Origin of the sequence: Pseudocitrobacter faecalis (assembly GCF_965231525.1) — a bacterium.
Lineage (GTDB): Bacteria > Pseudomonadota > Gammaproteobacteria > Enterobacterales > Enterobacteriaceae > Pseudocitrobacter > Pseudocitrobacter faecalis.
This window is the reverse complement of the sequence record NZ_CBDDNJ010000002.1, coordinates 2,196,278-2,222,403: the sequence shown is the minus strand read 5'-3', so window position 1 is coordinate 2,222,403 and position 26,126 is coordinate 2,196,278. Positions and strand designations below refer to the sequence as shown.

Sequence of the window (26,126 nt, the reverse complement as noted above, 5' to 3'; positions counted from 1 at the left end):
ATACAAAGTTGGCACGCGAATTGTATTACTCATACAGCAGGCTAATGCCTAAAACAGAAATTATGAGGACTATATTATGGGTATCTTTTCTCGTTTTGCCGACATCGTGAATGCCAACATCAACTCCCTGCTGGAGAAAGCGGAAGACCCGCAAAAGCTGGTGCGTCTGATGATTCAGGAAATGGAAGACACGCTGGTGGAAGTGCGTTCTACGTCGGCGCGTGCGCTGGCGGAGAAAAAAGATCTGACGCGTCGCGTCGAGAAAGCCTTTGCTCAGCAGGCTGAATGGCAGGAAAAAGCTGAACTGGCGTTGCGTAAAGAGAAAGAAGATCTGGCGCGTGCAGCGTTGATCGAAAAGCAGAAGTTGACCGATTTAATCACCACCCTGGAGCACGAAATTACTCTGGTGGATGAAACGCTGGCGCGTATGAAGAAAGAGATTGGTGAGCTGGAAAATAAACTGAGTGAAACGCGGGCTCGCCAACAGGCGTTGGCGCTGCGTCATCAGGCGGCGAACTCTTCCCGCGATGTGCGCCGCCAGCTAGACAGCGGTAAAATCGATCAAGCGATGGCGCGTTTTGAATCTTTTGAGCGCCGCATCGACCATATGGAAGCGGAAGCTGAGAGCCACCGTTTCGGTAAACAACCGACTCTGGATCAGCAATTTGCCGAGCTTAAAGCGGATGATGAAATCAGCGAACAGCTGGCACAGCTGAAAGCCAAAATGAAGCAGGACAACCAATAATTATTCTGGCGGCACGCGGCGTGCCGCTGCTCATCATTGTAAGGAGTACCTATGAGCGCGCTTTTTCTTGCCATTCCGCTGACACTGTTTGTGCTGTTTGTCCTGCCGGTATGGATTTGGCTGCACTACAGCAACCGCTCGCGCAGCAGTGGATTAACGCAAAATGAGCAGCAGCGTTTGTTACAGCTCACCGATGACGCTCAGCGTATGCGCGAACGCATTCAGGCGCTGGAAGCCATTCTGGATGCAGAGCACCCGAACTGGAGGGATAAATAATGGCCTTAGATTTTAATAAAAAATTGTGGCGGATTCCCCAGCAGGGCATGGTGAAAGGGGTTTGCGCAGGTATCGCGCACTACCTGGACGTGCCGGTAAAACTGGTACGAATTATCACCGTGCTGGCGATGTTATTTGGCCTGTTTTTCTTTGTGGTCGTCGCCTACATTATTCTGACTTTCGCGCTCGACCCGATGCCGGAAGGCGCGATGGGTGAGGCGAACAGCCCCACCAGCAGTGAACTGCTGGATGCGGTGGACGCGCAACTTGCCGCGGGCGAACAACGTCTGCGGGAGATGGAACGTTACGTGACGTCGGATACTTTTTCGCTACGTAGTCGTTTTCGTCAACTCTAATTGAGGATACTCATGAATACTCGCTGGCAACGTGCCGGGCAACAGGTAAAACCCGGTTTAAAAATCGCAGGTAAGCTGGTGCTTCTGACCGCGTTACGTTACGGCCCGGCAGGGTTTGCTGGCTGGGCGGTAAAATCCGTCGCTCGACGTCCGTTGAAGATGCTGCTGGCGGTGGCGTTGGAGCCTTTGCTGAGCCGCGCGGCGGCGAAATTGTCGAAACGGTATAACCGACAGTAAAATAAACGAAGTGGCGCAACAGGGGTTGCGCCTCAGATTGCCGACAAAGTGCGCTATGTTCTTGCCGGATGCGGCGTAAACGCCTTTTCCATCCTGAAAAACATTGCAAATTCAATATATTGCGGAAACGTTGTAGGCCTGATAAGCATAGCGCATCTGGCAATGTTGCGTTTGTCATCCGTCTCCGGCACAACAGGGGGCCCATTGTAATCTCTGAGCTTTTACATCTTTCCTTATCACCCTCATGTAATATCTACCTCATACGTTTTTCCTTCAGGGCATAATGGAACCGCTATGAAGCGACTTAAAAATGAATTCAATGCGTTGGTTAACCGGGGTGTCGACCGACATCTGCGTCTCGCCGTTACCGGCCTGAGCCGCAGCGGGAAAACGGCGTTTATCACCGCGATGGTGAACCAACTGTTAAGCCTGCACGCCGGGGCGCGTTTGCCGCTGTTGAGCGCAGTGCGCGAAGAGCGTCTGATTGGCGTGAAGCGCGTGCCGCAGCGGGATATGGGCATTCCGCGTTTTACTTACGATGAAGGGCTGGCGCAGCTTTACGGGCAACCGCCAACCTGGCCGACGCCAACCCGTGGCGTGAGTGAGATTCGTCTGGCGCTGCGTTTTCGCTCCAATGAATCGCTATTACGCCACTTTAAAGACACCTCAACGCTGTATCTGGAAATTGTCGACTACCCCGGTGAATGGCTACTGGATTTGCCGATGCTGGCGCAGGATTACCTGAGCTGGTCGCGGCAGATGACCGGCCTGCTGCAGGGGCAACGCCTCGAGTGGTCTGCACAGTGGCGTAAGTTATGCGAAGGGCTCGATCCGCTGGCGCCCGCCGATGAAAACCGTCTGGCGGCGATTGCTCAGGCGTGGACTGATTATCTTCATACCTGTAAGCAGGAAGGCCTGCACTTTATTCAGCCGGGGCGCTTTGTGCTGCCGGGTGATATGGCAGGCGCGCCTGCGTTGCAGTTCTTCCCCTGGCCGGATGTCGATGGTATCGGCGAGGCCAAACTGGCGCAGGCTGATAAACACACCAATGCGGGCATGCTGCGCGAGCGTTTTAACTACTATTGTGAAAAAGTGGTGAAAGGCTTCTATAAAGAGCATTTTCTGCGCTTTGATCGCCAGATTGTGTTAGTCGATTGCCTGCAACCGCTTAACAGCGGGCCACAGGCCTTCAATGATATGCGCCTGGCCTTAACGCAGTTAATGCACAGTTTTCACTACGGCCAGCGCACGCTGTTTCGTCGGCTGTTCGCGCCCGTTATTGATAAGTTGCTGTTTGCCGCTACGAAAGCGGATCACGTTACCGTCGATCAGCACAGCAATATGGTGTCACTGCTACAGCAACTGATTCAGGATGCCTGGCAGAATGCGGCCTTTGAAGGCATCACCATGGATTGCCTGGGGCTGGCCTCCGTGCAGGCGACGCAGAGCGGGCTGATTGACGTCGATGGAGAGAAAATCCCGGCGCTGCGCGGTCATCGGCTCAGCGATGGACGGCCGCTCACGGTTTACCCGGGCGAAGTTCCCGCGCGGTTGCCGGGGCAGGCGTTCTGGGATAAACAGGGTTTTCAGTTTGAGGCGTTTCGTCCGCAGGTAATGGATGTTGACCAGCCGCTTCCGCATATTCGTCTTGATGCGGCGCTGGAATTTTTGATTGGAGATAAATTGCGATGAACGAACCGTTAAAACCGCGCATCGATTTCGACGGCCCGCTGGAAGCGGAAAAAAGCGAACAATTCCGGCAGTCGCAAACCTTCGCTGATGATATCGCAGACAAGTTTGCACCTGCGGTAATTGATGAAACCCTGCCGGAAGAGGGGCAGGCGGAAGCGGTTGTGGAATCGGTGCTGCGTCCTAAACGTAGCCTGTGGCGCAAGATGGTCACCGCGGGCCTCACTATCTTTGGCATCAGCGTGGTGGCGCAGGGCGTACAGTGGACGATGAATGCCTGGCAAACCCAGGACTGGGTGGCGCTGGGCGGTTGCGCTGCCGGGGCGCTGATTGTTGGCGCGGGTGTGGGGTCGGTGGCAACGGAATGGCGGCGCTTGTGGCGTTTACGCCAGCGCGCGCAGGAGCGGGACGAAGCCAAAGAACTCATGCAGAGCCACGGCGTCGGTAAAGCCCGTGCATTTTGTGAAAAACTGGCACAGCAGGCGGGTATCGACCAGGCGCATCCGGCGCTGCAACGCTGGTATGCGGCCATCCACGAAACCCAAAACGATCGTGAAGTGGTCAGCCTATACGCGCATCTGGTGCAACCTGCGCTGGATGCGCAGGCGCGTCGGGAAATCAGTCGCTCGGCGGCAGAATCTGCCATGATGATAGCCGTCAGCCCGCTGGCGCTGGTGGATATGGCGTTCATCGCCTGGCGCAATTTGCGTTTAATTAATCGTATCGCCACGCTTTACGGCATTGAACTGGGCTATTACAGCCGCCTGCGCCTGTTCAAACTGGTGCTGCTCAATATCGCGTTTGCCGGGGCCAGCGAACTGGTGCGCGAAATTGGCATGGACTGGATGTCGCAGGATCTGGCCGCGCGCCTTTCCGCACGCGCCGCGCAGGGGATTGGTGCCGGGTTGCTGACTGCACGCCTGGGCATTAAGGCGATGGAACTGTGTCGCCCACTGCCGTGGATCGATAACGACAAACCCAGGCTCGGCGATTTCCGGCGCGAGCTGATTGGTCAACTTAAAGGCGTCGTCCAGAAGGGCGGCGCGAAGTGATCTTCTTCAGGCCGACCCTGTGTCGGCCTGTGCGCATTTATCCCCTGAACGAAAATCTTTACGGCGCAATGGCGTTTTTTCCGCCATACTGTCAATAATTGTTGACAGCCTGCTTCCCGCCGAACGATAAGTGTCTTATTATTCATGGGTCTTTGGCTTATAAGGGTGAAAATTCCCATGCGTCTTGAAGTCTTTTGTGAGGACCGCCTCGGTCTGACACGTGAATTACTCGATTTGTTGGTGCTGCGCGGCATTGATTTGCGCGGGATCGACATTGACCCTATTGGCCGAATCTACCTCAATTTTGCCGAGCTGGAGTTCACCAGCTTTAGCACCTTAATGGCGGAGATCCGCCGCATCGCGGGCGTGACCGACGTGCGTACCGTGCCGTGGATGCCTTCTGAACGTGAGCATCTGGCATTAAGCGCACTGCTCGAAGCGATGCCGGAGCCGGTACTCTCGCTCGACACCCGCAGTAAAATCGAACGCACCAACCCGGCGAGCTGTCAGTTGTTTGGCATGAGCGCCGACAAAATGCGCAACCATAACGCCAGCCAGCTCATCAGCGGTTTTAACTTCCAGCGCTGGCTGGAAAGCGAGCCGGTGGAAACACAGGCGGAACACGTGGTGATCAACGGGCAAAACTTTTTGCTCGAAATCACCCCGGTATACATGAGCGGCGAGCACGAACAGCGTATCCTTGCAGGAGCCGTTGTGATGCTTCGCTCGACTGTTCGGATGGGCCGTCAGCTTCAGACTCAGACTCCCCAGGATGTGAGCGCATTCAGCCAGATCGTCGCCGTGAGCCCGAAAATGCGCCATGTGGTCGATCAGGCACGCAAACTGGCGCTGCTGACCGCACCGCTGTTGATTGTCGGCGAAACAGGCACCGGTAAAGATCTGCTGGCGCATGCCTGCCACCTGGCGAGTCCACGCGCGGCAAAACCGTATCTGGCGCTGAACTGCGCCTCGATTCCGGAAGATGCGGTTGAGAGCGAACTTTTTGGCCACGCGCCTGAAGGTAAGAAAGGGTTCTTTGAGCAGGCGAACGGCGGTTCGGTGCTGCTGGACGAGATTGGCGAGATGTCGCCGCGCATGCAAACCAAACTGCTGCGTTTCCTGAACGATGGTACATTCCGCCGCGTGGGGGAGGATCATGAAGTGCACGTTGATGTGCGCGTGATTTGCGCCACCCAGAAAAACCTGGTGGAACTGGTTCAGAAAGGGTTGTTCCGGGAAGACCTCTATTATCGCCTGAACGTTCTGACGCTGAATTTGCCGCCGCTGCGCGATCGTCCGCAGGACGTGATGCCGCTGACGGAACTGTTCGTGGCGCGCTTTGCCGATGAGCAGGGCATTTCGCGCCCGAAACTCTCGGCCGATCTCAGTAATGTGTTAACCCGCTACGGCTGGCCGGGTAACGTTCGCCAACTGAAAAACGCCGTCTATCGCGCGTTAACGCAGCTGGAAGGTTATGAATTGCGTCCAAATGATGTGCTGCTGCCGGATTATGACGTCACCACTACGGCGGTGGGAGAAGAGGCGATGGAAGGTTCGCTGGATGAGATCACCCGCCGCTTTGAACGTTCGGTGCTGACGCAGCTATATCGTAGCTTCCCGAGTACGCGTAAGCTGGCGAAACGTCTTGGTGTGTCGCATACGGCGATTGCGAATAAACTGCGTGAATACGGTTTAAGCAATAAGAAGAGTGAAGAGTAAACAAAATAGCCTCCATCTGGAGGCTATTTTTTCATGCGTAACGAGTTTGCAAACTTACGCTTTCAGCGCAGCCAGCGCGGCATCGTAGTCTGGCTCGTTGGTGATTTCGTCAACCAGTTGGCTGTAAACCACGTTGTCGTTTTCATCAATAACGACAACCGCGCGCGCCGCCAGGCCTTTCAGCGCGCCATCAGCGATACCCACGCCGTAGGTTTGCAGGAATTCTGGCGCACGCAGGGTAGACAGAGTCACCACGTTGCTCAGGCCTTCCGCGCCGCAGAAGCGAGACTGGGCGAACGGCAGGTCAGCAGACACGCACAGCACGACGGTGTTGTTCAGCTCGGAAGCCAGCTGGTTGAATTTACGAACCGATGCGGCGCAAACGCCGGTATCGATGCTCGGGAAAATATTCAGCACTTTGCGTTTGCCCGCATACTGGCTGAGTGCGACGTCAGAGAGGTCTTTCGCGGTCAGCGTGAAAGGCTGAGCTTTATCGCCGGCCTGCGGAATAGCGCCTTGAACAGAAACGGGGTTGCCCTGGAAATGTACAGTTTGTGACATGATAATCTTCCTGTTTACATATAATTAACGTCGAAACTAGTGTATGTCATCAGGTGTTAACACGGCAAATCCTATTTGTAGGATTACAAGGAGCAGGGGATGAGAAATGTAAGAGTTTTTGAAGAGGCGTGGCCGTTACATACACCGTTTGTTATCGCCCGCGGTAGCCGCAGCGAGGCGAAAGTCGTGGTGGTTGAGCTGGAGCAGGACGGCGTCAAAGGTGTTGGCGAATGTACGCCTTATCCACGCTACGGTGAAAGCATCGCCTCGGTCATGGCGCAAATTGTGTCGATTGGCGAGCAACTGGAGCGGGGGCTCACGCGCGACGCGCTTGCAGAATTGCTTCCCGCGGGTGCGGCGCGCAACGCCGTGGATTGTGCATTGTGGGAGCTTGAAGCGGGTCTGGCAAACGCGACGATCCCCGCCATGTTACATCAGACGCTGGCAAAAACGATAACCACGGCGCAAACCGTAGTGATTGGCACGCCGGAGCAGATGGCAGCCAGCGCCAAAGCGTTGTTTGAAGGGGGCGCTCGTTTGTTAAAAGTGAAACTCGACGATCGCCTGATTGCTGAACGCATGGTCGCTATCCGCGCCGCCGCGCCGGAAGCAACATTGATAGTGGATGCGAATGAGTCCTGGCACGGTGAAGGTTTGGCGGCGCGTTGTCAGTTGCTGGCCGATCTCAATGTCGCGATGCTTGAGCAGCCCCTGCCCGCCACAGATGACAGCGCGCTCGAAAACTTCATTCACCCGCTGCCGATCTGTGCTGACGAAAGCTGTCATACGCGCGAAAGCCTGCCAGCGCTGCATGGGCGATATGACATGGTCAATATTAAGCTGGATAAAACCGGCGGCTTAACCGAAGCGCTGGCGCTGGCTCAGGAGGCGCGTGCGCAAGGCTTCGCCCTGATGCTGGGTTGCATGCTTTGCACCTCTCGCGCAATTTCTGCAGCGTTACCGCTGACGCCGCAGGTTACATTCGCGGATCTCGACGGCCCAACCTGGTTAGCGGTAGATGCAGAGCCTGCATTACATTTTACCACCGGGCAGCTTCATCTCTGAGCCGCAGAACGCCAGCGTAGCAATGCAGTCATCGCACCGAGGTATTTCTCGCTCGCTTCATCCGATGAGATGGGCGGGAACTCGGCGGTGATGCAGTGCAGACCAATGTCATTGCACCAACTGCCAAACGAGCCTGGCGTTTCGTATCCCACACTGCCTACCAGCGGTAGCGTAAACGCGTCTGCCAGCCAGCGGCCCAGTTCACTGTGACGCGGATCCTCAATGCAGGCCAGCGGATCGTGGAAAGAGACGACCCAGGCCGGGTGGATTTGGTGAATCAACTGGCAAAGCGCCTCGCTTTCCGGCTCGGAACCGGGGGCATCGCCGGTAAGTAACACCACATCGCGGCTTTCCGCCGAACTGTTCCAGCGATAGACCGTTTCACCTGCTTTCCAGTTCGCTGACGGGAAATTACGATTTAAATCCACACCGTTCGCATTGGCGCGTAACCCCAACTGACAGCCATCCGGATTCACCGTTAACACCACATGATGCCGCCGTAACTCGGGTGACAGCGTTCGCAGCGCACATGAGAGGGTGACAATCGAGGCGTTTTCGTCGCCATGCGTCCCGGCAATAATTAACCCACTGGTATGATCGGCGAGCGGGGCGGGAAACCAGATAAGCGGCGCGCCCAAAAGTGAACGACCATAGTGTTGCGTACCGGGCGGAAAAGCGCCCCGCAGGGCGCGAGGACGAGTGGCGGACATAGAGAATCCTGATTATGAGTACTGATATAAGCAGTGTTGTGCAAAATTCACCGTGAATCAAATGGTTTCCGTGTCAGAAAACATTCGTTATATCAATTTTATGTGATAAGCCGTTTGCATTTAAGACGCCTGAAACAAATAATATTTTCATCAAGTTGGCTTATTAAGGGGATGTCATGAAGTATCCTTTCACGTTGTCGTGCTGTGCGTTATGGCTCAGTAGTCTGAGTTCTGTTGCCCTGGCGGCAGAAGTACCCGCCGGGACGGCGCTGGCAGCGAAGCAGGAGCTGGTTCGTCATATTAAAGATGAGCCCGCCTCTCTGGACCCGGCAAAAGCGGTAGGTCTGCCGGAAATCCAGGTGATCCGTGACCTCTTCGAAGGGCTGGTTAACCAGGATGATAAAGGGAATATTGTGCCTGGCGTCGCGACGCGCTGGCAGAGTAATGACAATAAAATCTGGACATTTACGTTACGAAATGACGCCAAATGGTCTGACGGTACGCCGGTTACCGCGGAAGACTTTGTCTATAGCTGGCAGCGTCTGGTTGACCCCAAAACCACCTCACCGTTTGCCTGGTTTGCGGCACTCGCCGGTATAAATAACGCGCAGGCCATTATCGATGGTAAAGCGAAGCCGGACACCCTGGGCGTGACGGCAGTTGATCCGCATACCTTACGTATTCAACTGGATAAACCGTTGCCGTGGTTTGTGAACCTGACGGCCAATTTCTCGCTTTATCCGGTGCAAAAAGCCAATGTTGAAAGCGATAAAAACTGGACGCGCCCTGGCAAGCTGATTGGCAATGGTGCTTACGTGCTGGCCGACCGCGTGGTGAATGAAAAGTTGGTGGCAACACCGAATGTTCACTACTGGGATAACGCTAAGACCGTGATTAAAAAAGTGACTTTCTTACCGATAAACCAGGAGTCGTCGGCGACGAAACGTTATCTGGCCGGGGATATCGATATTACCGAGTCCTTCCCGAAAAATCTGTATAAGAAACTACTGAAAGATATTCCGGGGCAGGTGTATACCCCGGCTCAACTCGGTACCTATTATTACGCCTTCAATACCCAGAAAGGGCCTACAGCGGATGCGCGCGTTCGTTTAGCGCTGAGCATGACGATTGATCGCCGCATTATCGCGGAGAAAGTGCTGGGTACCGGTGAAAAACCAGCATGGCACTTTACACCCGATGTCACCGCAGGGTTTAAAGCTGAGCCAACGCAAATGGAGCAGAGCAGTCAGGAAGAACTGAATGCTCAGGCGAAAACCTTGTTGCAGGCGGCGGGTTATGGCCCGAATCGGCCGTTGAAATTGACGCTGCTGTATAACACCTCGGAAAACCACCAGAAGATTGCGATTGCTGTGGCCTCTATGTGGAAGAAAAACCTCGGTGTAGATGTGAAGCTGCAAAACCAGGAGTGGAAAACGTATATCGACAGTCGTAATACCGGAAATTTCGATGTGATCCGCGCATCCTGGGTGGGCGACTATAACGAACCGTCAACCTTCCTGTCGCTTCTCACCTCAAGCAACACCGGGAATATTTCGCGCTTTAGCAATCCGGCATATGACAAAGTCGTCAATCAGGCAACGCTTGAGAACACCGAAAAAGCACGCAATGCTGATTACAACGAGGCAGAGAAAATTCTCGCTGAGAAAGCGCCTATTGCGCCGATTTACCAGTATACCAATGGTCGCTTAATTAAACCGTGGCTGAAGGGGTATCCTATAGAGAACCCGGAAGACGTGGCGTATACGCGGACGATGTATATTGTGAAGCACTGAGTTGCTTAGAAAGCCCTGACGCGTTATTGCACGTCAGGGCTTTTTTACGCATGCTTTACCATGTTCCGTCGAATAGGAATAGGCGGCGCGACGCTGCTCGTGGTGGTGATATTAAACGGCATTCGACTTAATGCGGCGTCAATATCCTGTGGCGGTAATGGCTCGGAGAAGAACGAGCCCTGCAGGGCATCGCACCCCAGTTGTGTCAACAAACGCTGTTGATCTTCCGTTTCAACCCCTTCCGCGACCACATTCATATTCATCGAATGCGCGATATGAATAATTGATGAGACAATTTTCACATTTTTGCTGTCATCACGCATATCCTTCATAAAGCTGCGGTCAATTTTCAGCTCACGCGCGGGCAGATTCTGCAACAATAACATATTGGAATAACCGGTACCAAAGTTATCGATGGAGACGGTCAGGCCAATACGATTGAAGTCATGGAATATTTGTAAACTGCGATCGAGGCCGCGCATGGCTGTCGTTTCGGTTAATTCAATCGTTAATCGAAGCGGTGAAAGATGATATCGCGAAAGCGTATTACACAGTAATTCGTAGATATTCTGCTGCTCGAACTGATTAGCCGAAATATTTATCGAGAGTGTCCAGTCATCATGACCCTCTTTACTCCACTGGCGCAATTGCTTGCAGGCCTGGTCGATAGCCCAGTTACCGACAGGAAGAATTAAACCGGTATTTTGCAAGGTAGGTAAAAACACATCTGGCAGTAAAATGCCTTTTTTAGGATGACGCCAGCGCAGTAACGCTTCAAAACCGTAAATGCGATTTTCCTGAACGTGATATTTTGGCTGATACCACAGTTCAAATTGGTTACGTTCCAGCGCCTGGGTGAGATCCTGCAAAAGATGCGCGCCTTGCCAGGAAGTATCCAGCATGGCATCGCCATATACCGCCCAACCGTTACGGCCATTGCGTTTAACATGGTACATCGCTGTGTCAGCACACAGTTTAAGTTCCTGTGGAGAGTCGCCATCTGCGGGATACATACTGATACCCGCGCTCAGAGAGATTTGCAGAATTTGGCCGGAGTGATAAAAGGGCCGACGAATAGACTCGACCATACGGTTACACAGCTCCGCCAGCTCGGCCTCCGTGCTATGAGGGGCGAGCAAAATAAACTCATCGCCACCGATGCGGGCGAGAGTCATTTTGGGTGGGAGGCAGGCGCTTAGCCGATTGGCAACGGAAACCAGCAGATTGTCGCCGACGTGATGTCCCCAGGCATCGTTGATTAACTTGAAACGGTCGAGATCCATCAGAACTAAACCAAACTCAGCGCCGGTAAGCCGCGCCTGTTGCAGGCAGGCAAGTAGCCGCATATCAATCTGGCTACGGTTCGCTAACCCGGTCAGCCCGTCATAGCGTGCCTGTTGTTCGAGTTGTTTATTGAGCCGTTGCAGGTTTTCGGTCAGGCGGCTGGTACGCATTTGCGAATCGACCATCGAAATCACCAGCATAGTACCCAATAACAGTAGCGTAAGGGCAGAAACCCAAACCGAAAGCCCTTCCTCGCCAATCTGATGAACGTGGTTGAGCATCATATGGGCATGGCCTGAAAAGGTGGCCGCGCTCATACCAGTGTAGTGCATCGCGGCGATGGCAATGCCCATCGCTAATGCGGAGGCTATACGGCAGAGCAGAACGCGCTTGCTGTTCAAACGTAGGCTGAAAGCCAGCCATAAACCCACACCCGAAGCCAGAAGCGCAATCACGACTGACAGAATAATCCGCGGGATATTCCAGACAATGCCATTATGTACCATCAGCGCCGCCATGCCGACGTAGTGCATGGTTACAACGCCGCTACTAAGCAATATGGTGGCGATTGTCAGCCGCTTAGGTGATAGCGTCGGCCCGGCGACGGCTATGTTAATCGCCAGCGTGGCAGCAAGAATGGCAGCCAGCAGTGAGACGAGCGTTAATTCCATGTGATAGCTCATCTCCATCGGCATTCTCATCGCCAGCATGCCAATAAAATGCATAGACCAAATGCCGATGCCTAAGGTTGCGCCCCCCGAAACGCGCCAGAACATTGCCGCTCTTTTATTGGACGCGGCAATTTTCGCCGCGCTATCAAGGGCAACGAAAGATGCGATAAAGGCCACCAAAAATGAAATGCCAACCAGAACCGGGTCCCACGAAACATGCAGCATCATGTCATCCACATTTCTTAGATTTTGGAATTAATCTATCAGGAATAATCTGAAATAAGCTACAGAAATAACATGACAGATCACGGTTTTTTAACGGATTGACGGTATTTAACTGAAATAGGTATTGCTGAATCGCGTTAAACTAAAAGGAGGCTAATAGTCTATTTTAAAATACCCATGATAATGGTGTTGTTTAATTCGGTATAGGGATTTTAATTTTATTGGAAATGTGATCTTAATAGAATTATGCAAGAATATATTCTTGCGCGTTTGTTAATGCTGAGCATTGACGTCGTTTTCATTCATCAAAATACTTCCTTGCATAATAATAGCTGAATTTATGAGCAATTTCAGGGTGATGGGAACGAGAGTGATTGCGTAACCGGAGCAGATGGCTAGACTAGCAAAAGGGTAAGCTGTCAGTGGAGGTAAAGTGGAAGCCATAAAGGGATCGGATCTTAACGTACCGGATGCAGTGTTCGCGTGGATACTGGATGGCAAGGGTGGGGTAAAACCGCTCGAAGAGAGCGATGTGATCACCAAAGACAACCCATGCTGGCTCCATCTGAATTACACCAACCCGGATAGCGCGCAATGGCTGGCGTCGACGCCCCTGCTGCCGAATACCGTGCGCGATGCGCTCTCCGGTGAAAGCTTGCGCCCGCGCGTGAGCCGGATGGGGGAAGGTACGTTGATTACGCTGCGCTGCATTAATGGCAGCACCGATGAACGCCCCGATCAACTGGTGGCGATGCGCCTGTATATGGATGAGCGGCTGATTGTTTCGACGCGTCAACGCAAGGTGCTGGCGCTGGATGATGTGATTAGCGATCTTGAAGAAGGCAGCGGGCCGGCAGACTGCGGCGGTTGGCTGGTGGATGTCTGCGATGCGTTGACCGATCACGCCAGCGAATTTATCGAGCAACTGCATGATAAAATTATCGATCTGGAAGATAACCTGCTGGAGCAACAAATTCCCCCGCGCGGCTTTCTGGCACTGCTGCGTAAACAACTCATTGTGATGCGTCGCTACATGGCGCCTCAGCGCGATGTTTACGCGCGGCTTGCCAGCGAACGTCTGCCATGGATGACTGACGACCATCGCCGTCGCATGCAGGATATTGCCGATCGCCTGGGACGTGGGCTGGACGAAATTGACGCCTGTATCGCGCGAACCGCAGTGATGACCGATGAAATCGCTCAGGTGATGCAGGAATCTCTCTCTCGTCGAACCTATACCATGTCGCTGATGGCGATGGTGTTTTTACCCACCACGTTTTTAACCGGTTTGTTCGGTGTCAACCTGGGAGGAATACCCGGCGGTGAATGGCATTTAGGCTTCTACTCCTTTTGTGTGATGCTGCTGGTACTCATCGGTGGTGTTACCTGGTGGTTACATCGCAGTAAATGGCTGTAAAAATTAACCTTTTTAACAGTAATTGAACACAAAAACGGCAATTAAATTGAGCGAGGTCAATAAACGATACCCCCATTCAGGGCAATATCTCTCTCGCAGGTGAATGCAACGTCAAGCGATGGGCGTTGCGCTCCATATTGTCTTACTTCCTTTTTTTGAATTACTGCATAGCACAATTGATTCGTACGACGCCGACTTCAATAGTCGGCTTTTTTTTTGCCTGAATGCCTGCGCCATCTACCCTTAAAGAACCAACCTGAATTTATAAGGGGAAGATGATGTACCAGGTATTACGACTCGACGCTTACCTTAACATTCATTCGATTCCGACCGATCCCATTCCGGTAGAGCCGCCTCCGGGGCGAGATCCCATCCCGCGTCCGCAGCCCATGCCGGACCCGCCACCGGACGAAGAACCGATTAAATTGTCGCATCAGACGCGCAGATCTGCGAGGATACGCGCCTGCTGACGATAGCCTTTTACCGCGAGAAAATATTGTGACCGCTTTTTCAACATTGAATGCACTGCCCGCCGCCCAGATCGAGAACTTGAACGATCTGGGCTACCTCTCCATGACGCCTGTTCAGGAAGCTGCGCTACCCGCGGTGCTTGCCGGGAAAGATGTCCGCGTACAGGCGAAAACCGGGAGTGGCAAGACGGCAGCGTTCGGTTTGGGGCTGTTACAACGTATTGATGCCACGCGTTTTCAGACGCAGTCGCTGGTGCTGTGCCCAACGCGTGAATTAGCCGATCAGGTCGCGGGTGAAATTCGTCGTTTGGCTCGTTATCTGCCGAACATCAAAGTGCTGACGCTGTGTGGTGGTCAGCCGTTTGGTGCACAGCGTGACTCTCTTCAGCATGCGCCGCACATTATTGTTGCGACCCCGGGCCGCCTGCTGGATCACCTGCAAAAGGCGACGGTCTCGCTGGAGAGCCTGCAAACGCTGGTAATGGATGAAGCTGACCGTATGCTGGACATGGGCTTTAGCGATGCGATTGATGAAGTGATCCGTTTCGCGCCAGCCAGCCGCCAGACGCTGTTGTTTTCCGCCACCTGGCCGGAAGCCATCGCCGCTATCAGTGGCCGTGTTCAGCGTGATCCGGTGACCATTGAAATCGACAGCGTGGATGCGCTGCCGGCCATTGAACAGCAGTTTTTCGATGTTCCGCGCCATGGCAAAATTGCCCTGCTGCAAAAATTGCTTACCCAACATCAGCCTGCGTCATGCGTGGTGTTCTGCAACACGAAAAAAGATTGTCAGGCGGTATTTGAAGAACTCAACGCCGCAGGGCAGAGCACACTGGCGTTGCACGGTGATCTCGAGCAGCGCGACCGCGATCAAACGCTGGTGCGTTTTGCTAACGGCAGCGCGCGCGTACTGGTGGCAACCGATGTCGCCGCACGTGGTCTGGATATTAAATCGCTTGAGCTGGTAGTGAACTACGAGCTGGCCTGGGATCCTGAAGTGCATGTACACCGTATTGGTCGTACGGCGCGTGCAGGGAACAGCGGCCTCGCGATCAGCTTCTGCGCGCCTGAAGAAGCACAGCGCGCGAATATTCTGGCCGAAATGCTGCAACTGAAGCTGAACTGGATGCCAGAACCGTCTCAAAGCCGCATCGCGCCGCTGACCTCGGCAATGGTAACTCTCTGCATCGACGGCGGTAAAAAAGCCAAAATGCGCGCAGGAGACGTGCTGGGCGCGTTGACGGGCGATATGGGCTTAGTGGGTGCAGATATCGGTAAGATTGATGTACATCCGGCGCATGTCTACGTTGCCGTGCGTGAGAACGTCGCTCACCAGGCATGGAAGCAGCTGCAGAAAGGGAAGATTAAAGGGAAGGCGTGTCGCGTCAGACTGCTGAAGTAAAGCTTTAGTCAGGCCGACCAGTATGTCGGCCTGACGCACGTTTATTTCACTTCAACCACATTCAGACGCAGTTCATCAAGCTGAGCATCGTCTTCTTCTGGCTGCCAACCCGCTGGTTGTAACGGCATCTCTTCGCGATCAAACGCCAGATCGCCGCCATTCACTACTTCAGAACCGTGTGTGATTCCTTTGAAATCGAACAGTTCAGTATCGCACAGGTGTGATGGCACCACGTTTTGCATGGCGCTGAACATGGTCTCAATGCGGCCCGGATAGCGCTTATCCCAGTCGCGCAGCATATCGCCGATAACCTGACGTTGCAGGTTTGGCTGCGAGCCGCACAGGTTGCAAGGAATGATCGGGAAGGCTTTGGCTTCAGAGAAACGCTCAATGTCTTTCTCACGGCAGTAAGCCAGCGGACGGATGACAATATGTTTGCCATCGTCGCTCATCAGTTTCGGCGGCATCCCTTTCATTTTCCCGCCATAGAACATGTTCAGGAACAGCGTCTGCAAAATATCGTCACGATGATGGCCGAGGGCGATTTTGGTCGCACCCAGTTCAGTTGCCGTACGGTAAAGGATCCCACGACGCAGGCGTGAGCAAAGCGAGCAAGTGGTTTTCCCTTCCGGGATCTTCTCTTTTACGATGCCGTAAGTATTTTCTTCAACAATTTTGTACTCGACGCCCAGTTTCTCCAGATACTCCGGCAGAATATGCTCCGGGAATCCCGGCTGTTTCTGATCCAGGTTTACCGCCACAAGGCTAAAACGAATCGGCGCGCTTTGCTGCAGATTGCGCAGAATTTCCAGCATGGTATAGCTGTCTTTGCCGCCGGAGAGGCAAACCATAATGCGGTCGCCATCTTCAATCATGTTGAAGTCAGCAATGGCTTCACCGACGTTGCGACGCAGGCGCTTTTGCAATTTGTTGAGGTTGTATTGCTCTTTCTTGTTAACTTCTTGATTTTGTTGCATTATTTACTTTCTCAGAAATCAAAAGGGGCATATAAGGGGCAAAACATTTTACGCAAGCATCGCGTTTAACATCTTCACCTGGTCGCCGTTCAGCTCTTTAATCCACGCGCCATACGTCTCATACACCATTTTAGCGTCTTCATGCCCCATCTGGCTCGCTATGAATGACGGGTTAGCGCCTGCCGACAGCAGCCAGCAGGCGAACGTGTGGCGTGTATGGTACGGATTACGGCGACGAATGCCAGCATGTTTTGCAGGAGTGGGGGAAACCTCGCGCCCCTGCGAGGCTTTCTCGGGTATACGTTAGATAGCCATCTCGATTTCTTTAATCGGCGTAAAAATATTTTCTGAATGCAATAACGTATTGTCTTTAGACCAATAAAATCGTGTTTGATTATTCAAATCAACAACCCATTTAAAGACGCCGGCTTGCGCGAGTTCATTATAGAATTGTTCATAATTCGATTTGCCCGAGAATATGCGATTGGCAGCAAGGCGCGTTAATTCCGGGCAAGATCTTGAATTCACTTTCACTAAGCGTCTATGACATCTTAATGAGATATAAGAATCCGCATGCGTAATAAGTTTAATATTTCCTGTTGCAACAAAGTAAATATAATGAGAAATGTTGTTGCGTTGCAGTGCTGCTGTGAGAGCAACGAAATCGAGGTTATCCCTGACCTGTGCGAAAAAACCGCTAATCTCATCGTGTAATTCCATTAAAATCCTCGGGTTATGCCATGCATTGCTAATGATTATATATAGAAAAGTAATACAAAAAGCTTAAAAAGCGCAAAAAATAGAAAATAATATTCATTTAGTGTATAGGTTGAAAGTAATGTGGAACAGTATTTCAATTGTTACCTTTTATTACTGTGCGGAAGCACTATGGGAAAGGTTTATAGTCATGAACCTGTTTTCCTGGAGCAGTAACTTTATAAATTCCTAAAATCATACAAAAATCCGATTTATTTAAACGACTTAGCCGGAAGCCATGGTAATGTTCGTTTTTTATCGAGATGGAATTCATAAAATGAAGAAAATTTTTCTTTGTGTATTAGGGGCATTAGCTCTCTCTGGCTGTGCCACTAAACAATATCCTCAGGTTCCCTCCGTCACGTCTGAAGAGTCGAGTCTGATGACCTGCGATGATGTTAAGCTGGAGATAGCCAAAACCCGTAGCCTGCAGCGCGAGATTGAGATCACGGGTGATTTTGATGAGCGAACGATCCTTGGTGCGATTGGCGATCTGGGAATTGGTAACGGTATAGCGAAAAGTGATGCCCAGGAGAAAGTTGCGCGCCGTCTGCAACAGTTGCAGTCACTTGAAACGGTAAAATGTCACTCGCTCATTAACTACTAGTAGCGATTATCCTGCCCAACCTGCGCTAAGCCGATGCGCAGGTTCAAACCTCCTGATCCTGTCTTTCGTAATAGGTCGCCCAGTTAGCTGTTGCTTTTGCGATGAACGAGGTTAATGCATTCGTTCCGAGCACGGGTAAATTAACGATTAATTTATACAATGTTTATAAAATGTTTCGATATCGCATTGATTATCTGAAATTTGGCTTATACTGTTACAGGCTAAGACAAAACGTTAACAGGAGAGTATGCGATGAAAAAAGTATTGTTAGGGACAATGGCTGCGTTATCTATGGTGGCATTTAGTACTTCTGCAGCAGATCTGATCTCCAAGGATGAAGCCCATCACTTTAAGCTGGAATACATTGGTAACGTTTCAGTAGGGGCAACCAATGGACAGGTTTCTTCTCCGTCCGATCTGCACAAAAAGCTGTCCGAACTGGCGGATAAAAAAGGCGGAAAATATTACGTGATCATCGCGGCACGTGAGCATGGCCCTAACTTTGAAGCCGTTGCTGAAGTCTTTAAGTAAAAACTAAAGCACTCGTTATTGATAAGGCTCGCTTCGGCGGGTCTTTTTTGTATTTTAAGGCGGTTAACGCAATATGCATGTAACTGGATGTTGTCGAGTGGGCCGTGTCGCCGCATAATAACGCCGACCTCCGCAGGTGCGGGGTTAAGTTCGAGCTTTTACTCGCGACTGAAGGAATTGTAATGGAACGGCGTAATTTTCTAAAAAGCGCAGCCGCACTCTCCACGCTGGGTCTTGTCAGCCCGGTCTTCTCCGAAAGCAAACAGGTTGCTCAACCTGCCGTTATCTCCTCTGGCAAAGCCCGTCGTTTTGTGATGACGCAAACCTATAGCCTTAAAGCGCCGAAAGGATCTGAAGGGGTGGTTAATTTGTGGATCCCGGTGCCAGAAGATACCGCCTTCCAGCAGTTACTCGATCTCTCCTTCAGTGGTAATTATCAGAAAGCAACACTCAATGCCAACAACCGCTACGGCGCGAAAATGTTGTTTGTGACCTGGGCTGATTCTAAAGGCGCGCTGGATATTAAGGTCGAAATGACCATTGAAACCCGCGACTGGGAAGTGCTTAAAGAGAATAAACTGGCAGACTGGCAGTTGCCTGAAAGCGATGCGGTTATTCCGGATGAAATTAAGCCATTCCTGCAGGCGACGGCCCATATTCCGGTGGATGGTCTGGTGAAAGAGACTGCGTTGAAAATTATCGGTGAGGAAAAAGCACCGATAAAACAGGCTCGCCTGATCCACGATTGGGTCAGCACCCATATGCATCGTGACGATGCGGTGATCGGCTGCGGTACCGGCGATGTCGGTGAAATTCTGAAAACCAATAAACTGGGCGGGAAATGTACGGATATTAACTCCGTGTTTGTCGCGCTGTGCCGCTCGGTCGGTATTCCGGCGCGTGAGATGTTTGGTATTCGTCTGGGGTCGAGCGTGAAGCTCGATAACTATTCGAAAAAAGCCTTCGGTAGCGCTGATGCTCAGGGCGTAGCGAAAGTAAGCGGGGGGCAGCACTGCCGCGCCATGTTCTGGCTGGCAGGCTTCGGTTGGGTACCCGCAGATCCGGCTGATGTGACCAAAATGCGTCTTACCGAGAAAAAAGAGAATGGTGACCCGGCGGTAAAAGCGGTTAACGATTATCTGTTCGGCAACTGGGAGATGAATTGGGTTGGCTTTAACCACGCCCGCGATTTCGCGCTATTCCCGGCGTCTGAACAAGGTGACATCAACAACCTTGGCTACCCGTATGCGGAAGTGGACGGCGACCCGCTGAACTTCTACGACCCTGCGCTTTTCAGCTATGACTATGTCAGCGTCGAACAGCATTAAGGGCGGGCTGGTTACGCTTCTGGCGGCGGTTATCGCCGCCGGAGCGTCAACGCTGTGCTGCATCGGGCCGCTGTTGTATCTGGTTTTTGGCATTTCGGCTGCCGGGTTGATAGGCATTCCCGGCGCAACCTGGCTTCAGATCCCTATGCTGCTGCTGTCGCTCGGCCTGATGGCGCGTGGTTTCTGGCGTTTATATCTGTCCCCGAAGCCTATCTGCGTAAGCGTAGTCAGCCGTCGGGTGCTGGTGTGGCTGTACTGGTTGTCGGTGCCGTTGGTACTGGCTTTGCTCACGTATCCGTATGTGCTGCCCTGGATTTGGGAGATGATGGAATGAAAAAGTTACTGTGCATCGCGCTGTTACTGGCCGCGCCCGTAAGCTGGGCGGGAGATAAGCTGGTAACCATCGATGTGGGTGAAATGAATTGTTCGCTGTGCGTGATTTCCATTAATCAGGCATTACGTAGCACCGACGGTGTGATTAAAGCGAAAGCCTCGTTGAAAACGCGTCAGGCGCTGGTGACGGTGCCTGATAACTTCGATAATCAGCGACTGCTCGCGGCGATAGCGAAAACCGGTTTTAAAGGCGAAATAAATAACGTCGCTGAAGTGCAATAAAACTGGCTGGCGAGCCGGATCATAACGGGCTCGCCACGATAACGCTGATTTCATTTGTTTACTGAATATATTCTATTTTTGACTTACCGGTGCCATGATCTCTTTTAGGCGTTCATAGCGTTGCTCTGGCGTTAAATAGAATACCAAAAAATAATGTTTAATTTTTGGTTCCTGTAGCCATCGCTTTTTCATAATCTGTAGGTATGATTCGACGGTTTTCATCTTGTCCCTCCTGTCGTGTTATAAAAAATATAACCGGCAAAAAGGTGAAGAAAAACTGACGGGTTGAAATGAAATGTTCCGGGTTTAGAAAATACCCGCCGTTTCCAGCGGGTAAATATTATCAGAACTGATACACCAGGCCGACACCGACCACGTCGTCGGTAGAGATACCGTTGCTGGTGTAGAACGCGTCGTCTTCATCCAGCAGGTTGATTTTATAATCAACGTAGGTAGACATGTTTTTGTTGAAGAAGTAGGTCATACCCACATCGGCGTATTTGACCAGATCTTTATCACCCACGCCGTTGGTGGTTTGCAGGTCTTTCCCTTTAGACATCAGGAAGGAAACGGCCGGGCGCAGACCGAAGTCGAACTGGTACTGCGCGGTCACTTCGAAGTTCTGCGTTTTGTCTGCAATACCGCCGCTTTTATCGCTGCCGTATGGGGTCATGTTACGGGTTTCAGAATACATGGTCGCCAGATAGATATTGTTGGCGTCATATTTCATACCCACCGTCCACGCGTCGGCTTTATCGCCGCCAGCATAGGCGCTATTTGCCGGGTTGCCTGCGTTAACCTGGTCATTGGTACGGTCAGAAGAGGCGTAGGCGGCACCAACGCTAAAGCCCATGCCCATATTGTAGGTAGATGCCAGACCCCAGCCGTCGCCGTTCTCGTTACGGATGTTGCGGCCATTTCTGTTGCCTGTTCCTTCCTGGCTACATCCGTTTTCATTACAGTTATTGCCTTCGTTATTGCCCTGATACTGCAGCGCAAAGTTCAGGCCATCAACCAGACCAAAGAAGTCGCTGTTGCGGTAAGTGGCCACGCCATTGGCGCGGTTGGTCATAAAGTTATCCGCTTTCGAATAGGAGTCGCCGCCAAATTCCGGCAGCATATCTGTCCAGCCTTCAATGTCGTACAGGACACCGTAGTTACGGCCATAATCGAAGGAACCGTATTCACCAAACTTCAGGCCCGCGAAGGCCAGACGCGTCCAGGACTGATCGCTGCTGGACTCAGTATTGTTCGCCTGAACGTTATATTCCCATTGACCATAGCCGGTCAGCATATCGTTAATCTGTGTTTCGCCTTTGAAACCCAGACGCACATAGCTCATATCACCATCGCTGTTGGAGTCATCAGAGAAATAATGCAGACCATCCACTTTGCCATAAAGATCTAATTTATTGCCATCTTTGTTATAAATTTCTGCTGCGTGAGCGGCGCCTGCGCAAAGAAGTGCAGGGATGACAAGGGCCAGTACTTTTCTTTTCATTTAATTATTCCTTTAGATTGTTTTTATACACTCGATTCCCATCAGGGAACTTACGCATGCTAATTGAGTCAAAGAAGAGATGGTAAAAAACAATTGTTACGGAATAAGTAAAATCTCAAGAATATAATTCCCAGGAAACAGTGATAATTACCATGAATATATTCATCTAATAAATACATAATAAAAATTATACACGTTGGTATTTTCGCGGTAAGATGCCGACGTTATATGCCTTTATTGTCACACACTGATTTAGTGTCGTGTGTCGTTTTTATTTTTCGTCTTAATAAAAGACAAGCCCGAATAACTATTCGGGCTTTTTTTTAGCATTGGGCAGGCGCTTATTCCCCGGTCGCCGGCTTCTCTGCTTTACCCGCCAGCATCGCCAGGAAGTCATAGCGTTTTTGCAGATCGTCTGCCGCGTCCTTCCAGAGCTGTTCTGCCACTTCCGGTTGCTGCGTGTTAAGACGACGGAAGCGCTGCTCATTCATCAGCGTTTCATCCAGCGCGGCTGATGGCGGGCGAGAATCGAGCATCAGCGGGATTTTCCCTTCATCGGCACGACGCGGGTCGAACCGGAACAGCGGCCAGAAGCCAGATGCGGTTAACTGACGCATCTGATCGTGACTCAGTGCCAGGTCGTAACCATGCTCTTCACACGGGCTGTAGGCGATAATCAACGATGGGCCAGGATACGACTCCGCTTCCTGGATGGCTTTCACCGTCTGGTTAAGCTGCGCGCCCAGCGAAATCTGCGCGACATAAACGTGACCGTACATCATCATGCTGACGCCAAGGTCTTTGCGTGCTTTGCGCTTCCCGTGCTCGCCAAATTTCGTGACTGCGCCGAGCGGGGTGGCTTTCGATGCCTGACCGCCGGTGTTGGAGTAACATTGGGTATCCAGCACCAAAATATTGACGTTTTCGGTCAGGCTCATCACGTGATCCAGACCGCCAAAGCCAATATCGTACGCCCAGCCGTCGCCGCCAATCAGCCACACCGATTTCTCGACCAGCGCATCGGCATCCGTCAGCAACTCTTGCGCGCCATCGACATTGGCCAGTGCCGCGCGAAGCTGTGCGACCTGTTCCCGGCGGATTTCCGGCGTGGCATCGGAGTGCAGCGCCGCATTCAATTCTGCCGGAATGTGCTCTGCAAAGCCGTCCAGCAGACGCATCACGCGCTGGCGATGTTGATCGACCGTCAGGCGGAAGCCAAGACCGAATTCGGCGTTATCCTCAAACAGTGAGTTCGCCCATGCCGGGCCGCGACCATTAATATCGGTGGTATACGGCGTAGAGGGCAGGTTCCCGCCGTAAATGGAAGAACACCCGGTGGCGTTGGCAATCAGCATACGGTCGCCATACAGTTGGGTGAGTAACTTAATATACGGCGTCTCACCGCAGCCGGAACAGGCACCGGAGTATTCGAACAGCGGGGTGATCAACTGTGACGTACGGATATCGATACGTTCCAGTTTACTACGGTCTATTTCTGGCAAGCCGAGGAAGAAGTCGTAGTTCACTTTCTCTTCTTCCACATGTTCCAGACGCGACATCATATTGATAGCTTTGATGTCCGGGTTCTGACGGTCTTTGGCCGGGCACACTTCGACGCACAGATTACAGCCGGTGCAATCTTCCGGCGCAACCTGCAGAACATACTTCTGACCGCGCATATCGCGGGATTTCACATCTAGCGAGTGCAGGGAGGCAGGGGCGTTTTCCATTGCGTCCGGGGAGACCACTTTGGCGCGGATTGCCGAGTGAGGGCAGGCGGCGACGCAGTGGTTGCACTGGGTACAGAGTTCCTCTTTCCAGATTGGGATCTCTTCGGCAATGTTGCGTTTCTCCCATTTCGTTGTGCCTACCGGCCAGGTGCCATCCGGCGGCAGCGCAGAGACGGGCAGGGCATCGCCCAGCCCCGCCAGCATCGCGGCGGTGACGGTTTTCACAAAATCAGGCGCGGCGTCGGAAACGACCGGTGGGCGGTTCGGACTGCTGGCGACAACTGGCTCCAGCGGCACCGCAAACAGCGATTCGCGGGCCAGCGCCAGCGCCTGCCAGTTGCGCTCAACCAGATCCTGGCCTTTGCTGCTGTAGCTTTTGGCAATCGCGCCCTGCAATTCCATAAGCGCGCTATCGCCCGGCAGGATTTGTGTCAGATGGAAGAACGCCATCTGCATCACCGTGTTAATACGCGCGGCCAGGCCGCATTCACGGGCGATTTTCGCAGCGTTAATCACGTAAAAACGTGCTTTTTTCTGATTCAGCACCGCCTGTACTTCCTGCGGCAGCCGCGCCCATACTTCATCCGCCTGATACGGTGTATTGAGCAGGAAAATACCGCCAGGTTTGAGGCGTTCCGCCATCTGGTACTTATCAATAAACTGGAGCTGGTGGCAGCCGACAAAATCGGCCTGAGCGACCAGATAAGCTGAACGAATCGGTTCCTCGCTGACGCGCAAATGTGACACGGTCAGGCCGCCCGCTTTTTTCGAGTCGTAGACGAAATAACCCTGCGCGAACCACGGCGTCGAGTTGCCGATAATCTTGATATTGTTTTTCGTCGCCGACACGCTACCGTCGCTGCCGAGACCATAGAAAAGGGCTTCCAGCTTCGCGCGCGACGGCAGACTGTTTTCTGGCAGCGCCAGAGACAGATTAGTCACGTCATCATAAATCCCGACGGTGAAGCGTGGTTTCGGTTTCGCCTGGCTGAGCTCGCTGAATATAGCCAGCACGCATTCCGGGCCAAACTCTTTCGAGGAAAGGCCGTAGCGGCCACCGATGACGCGCGGCAGCGTTTCGCGCTCGCCCTGATTAAAGGCTTCCGCCAGCGCGGTCATTACGTCGAGATAGAGCGGTTCGGCCTGTGCGCCGGGCTCTTTCGTGCGATCGAGCACTGCCACGCTGCGTGCGCTTTCCGGCAGAGCCTGTAACAGGTGTCGCGCGGAAAAAGGACGGTAGAGGCGCACCTTGAGCACGCCCACTTTCTCACCGCGCGTCAGCAGTTCATCGACCACCTCTTCGCAGGTGCCGATGGCGGAACCCATAATCACAATGACGCGTTCCGCCTGCGGGTGGCCGTAGTATTCAAACGGTTTGTACTCGCGTCCGGTCGCCTCGGCGAAATCGCGCATGGCTTGCTCGACGTGCTCATAAACAGCGTTGTACCACGGGTTAGTGGCTTCGCGAGACTGGAAATAGGTGTCCGGGTTGGCCGATGTACCACGGATAACCGGATGTTCCGGGTTCAGCGCCCGGGCGCGGTGCGCGGCAATTTCTTCCTCTGGCATCAGCCCACGGATGGTGTCATCGGCCAGCGGCACGATTTTGTTAATTTCGTGCGACGTCCGGAATCCATCGAAGAAATGAATAAACGGAATGCGGCTCTTCAGGGTGGCAATATGGGAAATCAGCGCGAAATCCTGCGCTTCCTGTACGCTACCGGCGCACAGCATGGCGCACCCGGTCTGGCGAACGGCCATCACGTCAGAGTGATCGCCAAAAATAGAGAGCGCGTGAGTGGCGACGGTACGCGCGGCGACGTGCAGTACAAACGGCGTTAACTGCCCGGCCAGTTTGTACAACGTTGGAATCATCAACAGTAATCCCTGCGATGACGTGAAAGAGGTGGAAAGAGCACCGGTTTGTAATGCACCGTGCACCGCGCCGATGGCCCCGGCTTCCGACTGCATCTCTACCACACGAGGCGTATCGCCCCATACGTTTTTCAGGCCGTTGCCTGCCCAGGCGTCAGCCTGCTCAGCCATCGTGGAACTGGGTGTAATGGGGTAAATCGCGATAACTTCGCTGGTGCGAAACGCGACGCTCGCTACTGCGCCATTACCATCAACTGTGATCATTGAGAACACCTTACATTGCGCAAAAAGACGCTCGGGGAAAAATCCGCGAACCTGATAAACATCATTCTGAACGTCGTAAAGCCAACAAAAATCCGCGACGTTACTGGGGATGATTTCTTATAAAGTCTAGCAAACGTCAGGCTGAATCATTTTTGCTTTTGTGTCCTTGATGCGGGTCAGTGACCCACATCAGATGATTCTGGTCATAAAAATTGACAGAAAATGTTTCTGGAGCGCATAAATGCGCGTTCCCTCTCTCGACGGGCCGGC

At 52.7% G+C, this 26,126-nt stretch carries 25 protein-coding genes and 1 pseudogene; 17 read left to right on the top strand and 9 right to left on the bottom strand.

What is annotated here, in order from left to right:
- The first annotated feature begins 76 nt into the window (after positions 1-76).
- From pspA to tyrR, 7 genes are all read left to right on the top strand, one after another.
- Positions 77-745: a phage shock protein PspA gene (gene pspA, locus ACOXYR_RS11230; RefSeq protein WP_108475593.1), complete on the top strand. Its 669-nt coding sequence runs from the start codon at positions 77-79 to the stop codon at positions 743-745.
- A gap of 51 nt (positions 746-796) precedes the next feature.
- Complete coding sequence (gene pspB, locus ACOXYR_RS11225) at positions 797-1,021, top strand: envelope stress response membrane protein PspB (RefSeq protein WP_108475592.1); 225 nt, start codon at positions 797-799, stop codon at positions 1,019-1,021.
- Complete coding sequence (gene pspC, locus ACOXYR_RS11220; RefSeq protein WP_108475591.1) at positions 1,018-1,377, top strand: envelope stress response membrane protein PspC; 360 nt, start codon at positions 1,018-1,020, stop codon at positions 1,375-1,377. The genes pspB and pspC overlap by 4 nt, the downstream gene beginning before the upstream one ends.
- A 12-nt stretch (positions 1,378-1,389) precedes the next feature.
- Entirely contained in the window at positions 1,390-1,614 is a 225-nt protein-coding gene (gene pspD, locus ACOXYR_RS11215) for a phage shock protein PspD (protein ID WP_421355175.1), read from the top strand.
- Positions 1,615-1,908: 294 nt separating this feature from the next.
- The gene (locus tag ACOXYR_RS11210) at positions 1,909-3,306 is read left to right on the top strand and encodes a YcjX family GTP-binding protein (protein WP_421355174.1); all 1,398 of its coding nucleotides are present in this window, start codon (positions 1,909-1,911) and stop codon (positions 3,304-3,306) included.
- The gene (locus ACOXYR_RS11205; protein ID WP_421355173.1) at positions 3,303-4,355 is read left to right on the top strand and encodes a TIGR01620 family protein; all 1,053 of its coding nucleotides are present in this window, start codon (positions 3,303-3,305) and stop codon (positions 4,353-4,355) included. Before ACOXYR_RS11210 ends, ACOXYR_RS11205 begins: the two co-directional genes overlap by 4 nt.
- A 177-nt stretch (positions 4,356-4,532) precedes the next feature.
- A complete protein-coding gene (gene tyrR / locus ACOXYR_RS11200) occupies positions 4,533-6,074 on the top strand; it encodes a transcriptional regulator TyrR (RefSeq protein ID WP_108475588.1) in 1,542 nt (513 codons plus the stop codon).
- A 54-nt stretch (positions 6,075-6,128) separates the two neighbouring features.
- Here the strand turns inward: tyrR and tpx are convergent, their stop codons facing one another.
- Positions 6,129-6,635 (bottom strand): thiol peroxidase, encoded by a 507-nt coding sequence (tpx, locus tag ACOXYR_RS11195; protein ID WP_015964609.1) that lies wholly within the window; start codon positions 6,633-6,635, stop codon positions 6,129-6,131.
- A 99-nt stretch (positions 6,636-6,734) separates the two neighbouring features.
- On the opposite strand from tpx, the gene ycjG reads away from it, so the two are divergent.
- A complete protein-coding gene (gene ycjG, locus ACOXYR_RS11190) occupies positions 6,735-7,700 on the top strand; it encodes an L-Ala-D/L-Glu epimerase (protein ID WP_108474111.1) in 966 nt (321 codons plus the stop codon).
- Here ycjG and mpaA read toward each other — a convergent pair.
- Positions 7,691-8,410: a murein tripeptide amidase MpaA gene (mpaA, locus tag ACOXYR_RS11185; protein ID WP_108474112.1), complete on the bottom strand. Its 720-nt coding sequence runs from the start codon at positions 8,408-8,410 to the stop codon at positions 7,691-7,693. The genes ycjG and mpaA overlap by 10 nt on opposite strands.
- Before the next feature lie 176 nt (positions 8,411-8,586).
- Here mpaA and ACOXYR_RS11180 point away from each other — a divergent pair, with 176 nt between their 5' ends.
- Positions 8,587-10,203, top strand: coding sequence for a peptide ABC transporter substrate-binding protein (locus tag ACOXYR_RS11180; protein WP_113856792.1), 1,617 nt, complete (start codon positions 8,587-8,589; stop codon positions 10,201-10,203).
- A 44-nt stretch (positions 10,204-10,247) separates the two neighbouring features.
- Here ACOXYR_RS11180 and ACOXYR_RS11175 read toward each other — a convergent pair whose 3' ends face one another.
- Positions 10,248-12,383, bottom strand: a complete 2,136-nt coding sequence (locus ACOXYR_RS11175) for a putative bifunctional diguanylate cyclase/phosphodiesterase (RefSeq protein ID WP_421355250.1) — start codon at positions 12,381-12,383, stop codon at positions 10,248-10,250.
- Positions 12,384-12,816: 433 nt separating this feature from the next.
- Between ACOXYR_RS11175 and zntB the strand changes: the two genes are divergently transcribed.
- From zntB to dbpA, 3 genes are all read left to right on the top strand, one after another.
- On the top strand, positions 12,817-13,800 hold the full coding sequence (gene zntB / locus ACOXYR_RS11170) for a zinc transporter ZntB (protein ID WP_108474115.1): 984 nt from the start codon (positions 12,817-12,819) through the stop codon (positions 13,798-13,800).
- A gap of 278 nt (positions 13,801-14,078) precedes the next feature.
- Positions 14,079-14,270, top strand: a complete 192-nt coding sequence (ynaL, locus tag ACOXYR_RS11165; protein WP_071843514.1) for a proline-rich small protein YnaL — start codon at positions 14,079-14,081, stop codon at positions 14,268-14,270.
- Positions 14,271-14,298: 28 nt separating this feature from the next.
- Entirely contained in the window at positions 14,299-15,672 is a 1,374-nt protein-coding gene (dbpA, locus tag ACOXYR_RS11160) for an ATP-dependent RNA helicase DbpA (RefSeq protein ID WP_421355172.1), read from the top strand.
- A 41-nt stretch (positions 15,673-15,713) separates the two neighbouring features.
- On the opposite strand, the gene ttcA is transcribed toward dbpA, so the two are convergent.
- The 3 genes and pseudogenes from ttcA to ACOXYR_RS11145 form a co-directional block, all read right to left on the bottom strand.
- Positions 15,714-16,649, bottom strand: coding sequence for a tRNA 2-thiocytidine(32) synthetase TtcA (ttcA, locus tag ACOXYR_RS11155; RefSeq protein WP_421355171.1), 936 nt, complete (start codon positions 16,647-16,649; stop codon positions 15,714-15,716).
- 48 nt (positions 16,650-16,697) lie between these two features.
- Positions 16,698-16,901, bottom strand: a pseudogene (locus ACOXYR_RS11150) (tyrosine-type recombinase/integrase); the annotation flags it as partial.
- A 51-nt stretch (positions 16,902-16,952) separates the two neighbouring features.
- Positions 16,953-17,369, bottom strand: coding sequence for a DUF1398 family protein (locus ACOXYR_RS11145; RefSeq protein WP_108474118.1), 417 nt, complete (start codon positions 17,367-17,369; stop codon positions 16,953-16,955).
- A 313-nt stretch (positions 17,370-17,682) separates the two neighbouring features.
- Between ACOXYR_RS11145 and ACOXYR_RS11140 the strand changes: the two genes are divergently transcribed.
- The 5 genes from ACOXYR_RS11140 (at position 17,683) to ACOXYR_RS11120 (ending at position 20,486) form a co-directional block, all read left to right on the top strand.
- The gene (locus ACOXYR_RS11140) at positions 17,683-18,012 is read left to right on the top strand and encodes a hypothetical protein (protein WP_108474397.1); all 330 of its coding nucleotides are present in this window, start codon (positions 17,683-17,685) and stop codon (positions 18,010-18,012) included.
- A 252-nt stretch (positions 18,013-18,264) separates the two neighbouring features.
- Positions 18,265-18,543, top strand: coding sequence for a YdgH/BhsA/McbA family protein (locus ACOXYR_RS11135; protein WP_015964590.1), 279 nt, complete (start codon positions 18,265-18,267; stop codon positions 18,541-18,543).
- 182 nt (positions 18,544-18,725) lie between these two features.
- The gene (locus ACOXYR_RS11130) at positions 18,726-19,871 is read left to right on the top strand and encodes a transglutaminase-like domain-containing protein (RefSeq protein WP_108474119.1); all 1,146 of its coding nucleotides are present in this window, start codon (positions 18,726-18,728) and stop codon (positions 19,869-19,871) included.
- Positions 19,849-20,205, top strand: coding sequence for a hypothetical protein (locus ACOXYR_RS11125; RefSeq protein ID WP_229837647.1), 357 nt, complete (start codon positions 19,849-19,851; stop codon positions 20,203-20,205). Before ACOXYR_RS11130 ends, ACOXYR_RS11125 begins: the two co-directional genes overlap by 23 nt.
- Positions 20,202-20,486 (top strand): heavy-metal-associated domain-containing protein, encoded by a 285-nt coding sequence (locus tag ACOXYR_RS11120; RefSeq protein ID WP_108474121.1) that lies wholly within the window; start codon positions 20,202-20,204, stop codon positions 20,484-20,486. The genes ACOXYR_RS11125 and ACOXYR_RS11120 overlap by 4 nt, the downstream gene beginning before the upstream one ends.
- Before the next feature lie 72 nt (positions 20,487-20,558).
- On the opposite strand, the gene ACOXYR_RS11115 is transcribed toward ACOXYR_RS11120, so the two are convergent.
- From ACOXYR_RS11115 to nifJ, 3 genes are all read right to left on the bottom strand, one after another.
- A complete protein-coding gene (locus ACOXYR_RS11115) occupies positions 20,559-20,708 on the bottom strand; it encodes a hypothetical protein (RefSeq protein ID WP_189623226.1) in 150 nt (49 codons plus the stop codon).
- 121 nt (positions 20,709-20,829) lie between these two features.
- A complete protein-coding gene (gene ompC / locus ACOXYR_RS11110) occupies positions 20,830-21,987 on the bottom strand; it encodes a porin OmpC (protein WP_421355170.1) in 1,158 nt (385 codons plus the stop codon).
- A gap of 341 nt (positions 21,988-22,328) precedes the next feature.
- Entirely contained in the window at positions 22,329-25,856 is a 3,528-nt protein-coding gene (nifJ, locus tag ACOXYR_RS11105; RefSeq protein WP_189623224.1) for a pyruvate:ferredoxin (flavodoxin) oxidoreductase, read from the bottom strand.
- Positions 25,857-26,126 lie beyond the last annotated feature (270 nt).

What these genes read in the sequence shown, in the direction of transcription:
- pspA (WP_108475593.1), top strand. Translation starts at nt 77, where the DNA reads ATGGGTATCTTTTCTCGTTTTGCCGACATCGTGAATGCCAACATCAAC.
- pspB (WP_108475592.1), top strand. Translation starts at nt 797, where the DNA reads ATGAGCGCGCTTTTTCTTGCCATTCCGCTGACACTGTTTGTGCTGTTT.
- pspD (WP_421355175.1), top strand. Translation starts at nt 1,390, where the DNA reads ATGAATACTCGCTGGCAACGTGCCGGGCAACAGGTAAAACCCGGTTTA.
- ACOXYR_RS11210 (WP_421355174.1), top strand. Translation starts at nt 1,909, where the DNA reads ATGAAGCGACTTAAAAATGAATTCAATGCGTTGGTTAACCGGGGTGTC.
- ACOXYR_RS11205 (WP_421355173.1), top strand. Translation starts at nt 3,303, where the DNA reads ATGAACGAACCGTTAAAACCGCGCATCGATTTCGACGGCCCGCTGGAA.
- tyrR (WP_108475588.1), top strand. Translation starts at nt 4,533, where the DNA reads ATGCGTCTTGAAGTCTTTTGTGAGGACCGCCTCGGTCTGACACGTGAA.
- tpx (WP_015964609.1), bottom strand. Translation starts at nt 6,635, where the DNA reads ATGTCACAAACTGTACATTTCCAGGGCAACCCCGTTTCTGTTCAAGGC.
- ycjG (WP_108474111.1), top strand. Translation starts at nt 6,735, where the DNA reads ATGAGAAATGTAAGAGTTTTTGAAGAGGCGTGGCCGTTACATACACCG.
- mpaA (WP_108474112.1), bottom strand. Translation starts at nt 8,410, where the DNA reads ATGTCCGCCACTCGTCCTCGCGCCCTGCGGGGCGCTTTTCCGCCCGGT.
- ACOXYR_RS11180 (WP_113856792.1), top strand. Translation starts at nt 8,587, where the DNA reads ATGAAGTATCCTTTCACGTTGTCGTGCTGTGCGTTATGGCTCAGTAGT.
- ACOXYR_RS11175 (WP_421355250.1), bottom strand. Translation starts at nt 12,383, where the DNA reads ATGCTGCATGTTTCGTGGGACCCGGTTCTGGTTGGCATTTCATTTTTG.
- ynaL (WP_071843514.1), top strand. Translation starts at nt 14,079, where the DNA reads ATGTACCAGGTATTACGACTCGACGCTTACCTTAACATTCATTCGATT.
- ttcA (WP_421355171.1), bottom strand. Translation starts at nt 16,649, where the DNA reads ATGCAACAAAATCAAGAAGTTAACAAGAAAGAGCAATACAACCTCAAC.
- ACOXYR_RS11145 (WP_108474118.1), bottom strand. Translation starts at nt 17,369, where the DNA reads ATGGAATTACACGATGAGATTAGCGGTTTTTTCGCACAGGTCAGGGAT.
- ACOXYR_RS11140 (WP_108474397.1), top strand. Translation starts at nt 17,683, where the DNA reads ATGAAGAAAATTTTTCTTTGTGTATTAGGGGCATTAGCTCTCTCTGGC.
- ACOXYR_RS11135 (WP_015964590.1), top strand. Translation starts at nt 18,265, where the DNA reads ATGAAAAAAGTATTGTTAGGGACAATGGCTGCGTTATCTATGGTGGCA.
- ACOXYR_RS11130 (WP_108474119.1), top strand. Translation starts at nt 18,726, where the DNA reads ATGGAACGGCGTAATTTTCTAAAAAGCGCAGCCGCACTCTCCACGCTG.
- ACOXYR_RS11125 (WP_229837647.1), top strand. Translation starts at nt 19,849, where the DNA reads ATGTCAGCGTCGAACAGCATTAAGGGCGGGCTGGTTACGCTTCTGGCG.
- ACOXYR_RS11120 (WP_108474121.1), top strand. Translation starts at nt 20,202, where the DNA reads ATGAAAAAGTTACTGTGCATCGCGCTGTTACTGGCCGCGCCCGTAAGC.
- ACOXYR_RS11115 (WP_189623226.1), bottom strand. Translation starts at nt 20,708, where the DNA reads ATGAAAACCGTCGAATCATACCTACAGATTATGAAAAAGCGATGGCTA.
- ompC (WP_421355170.1), bottom strand. Translation starts at nt 21,987, where the DNA reads ATGAAAAGAAAAGTACTGGCCCTTGTCATCCCTGCACTTCTTTGCGCA.
- nifJ (WP_189623224.1), bottom strand. Translation starts at nt 25,856, where the DNA reads ATGATCACAGTTGATGGTAATGGCGCAGTAGCGAGCGTCGCGTTTCGC.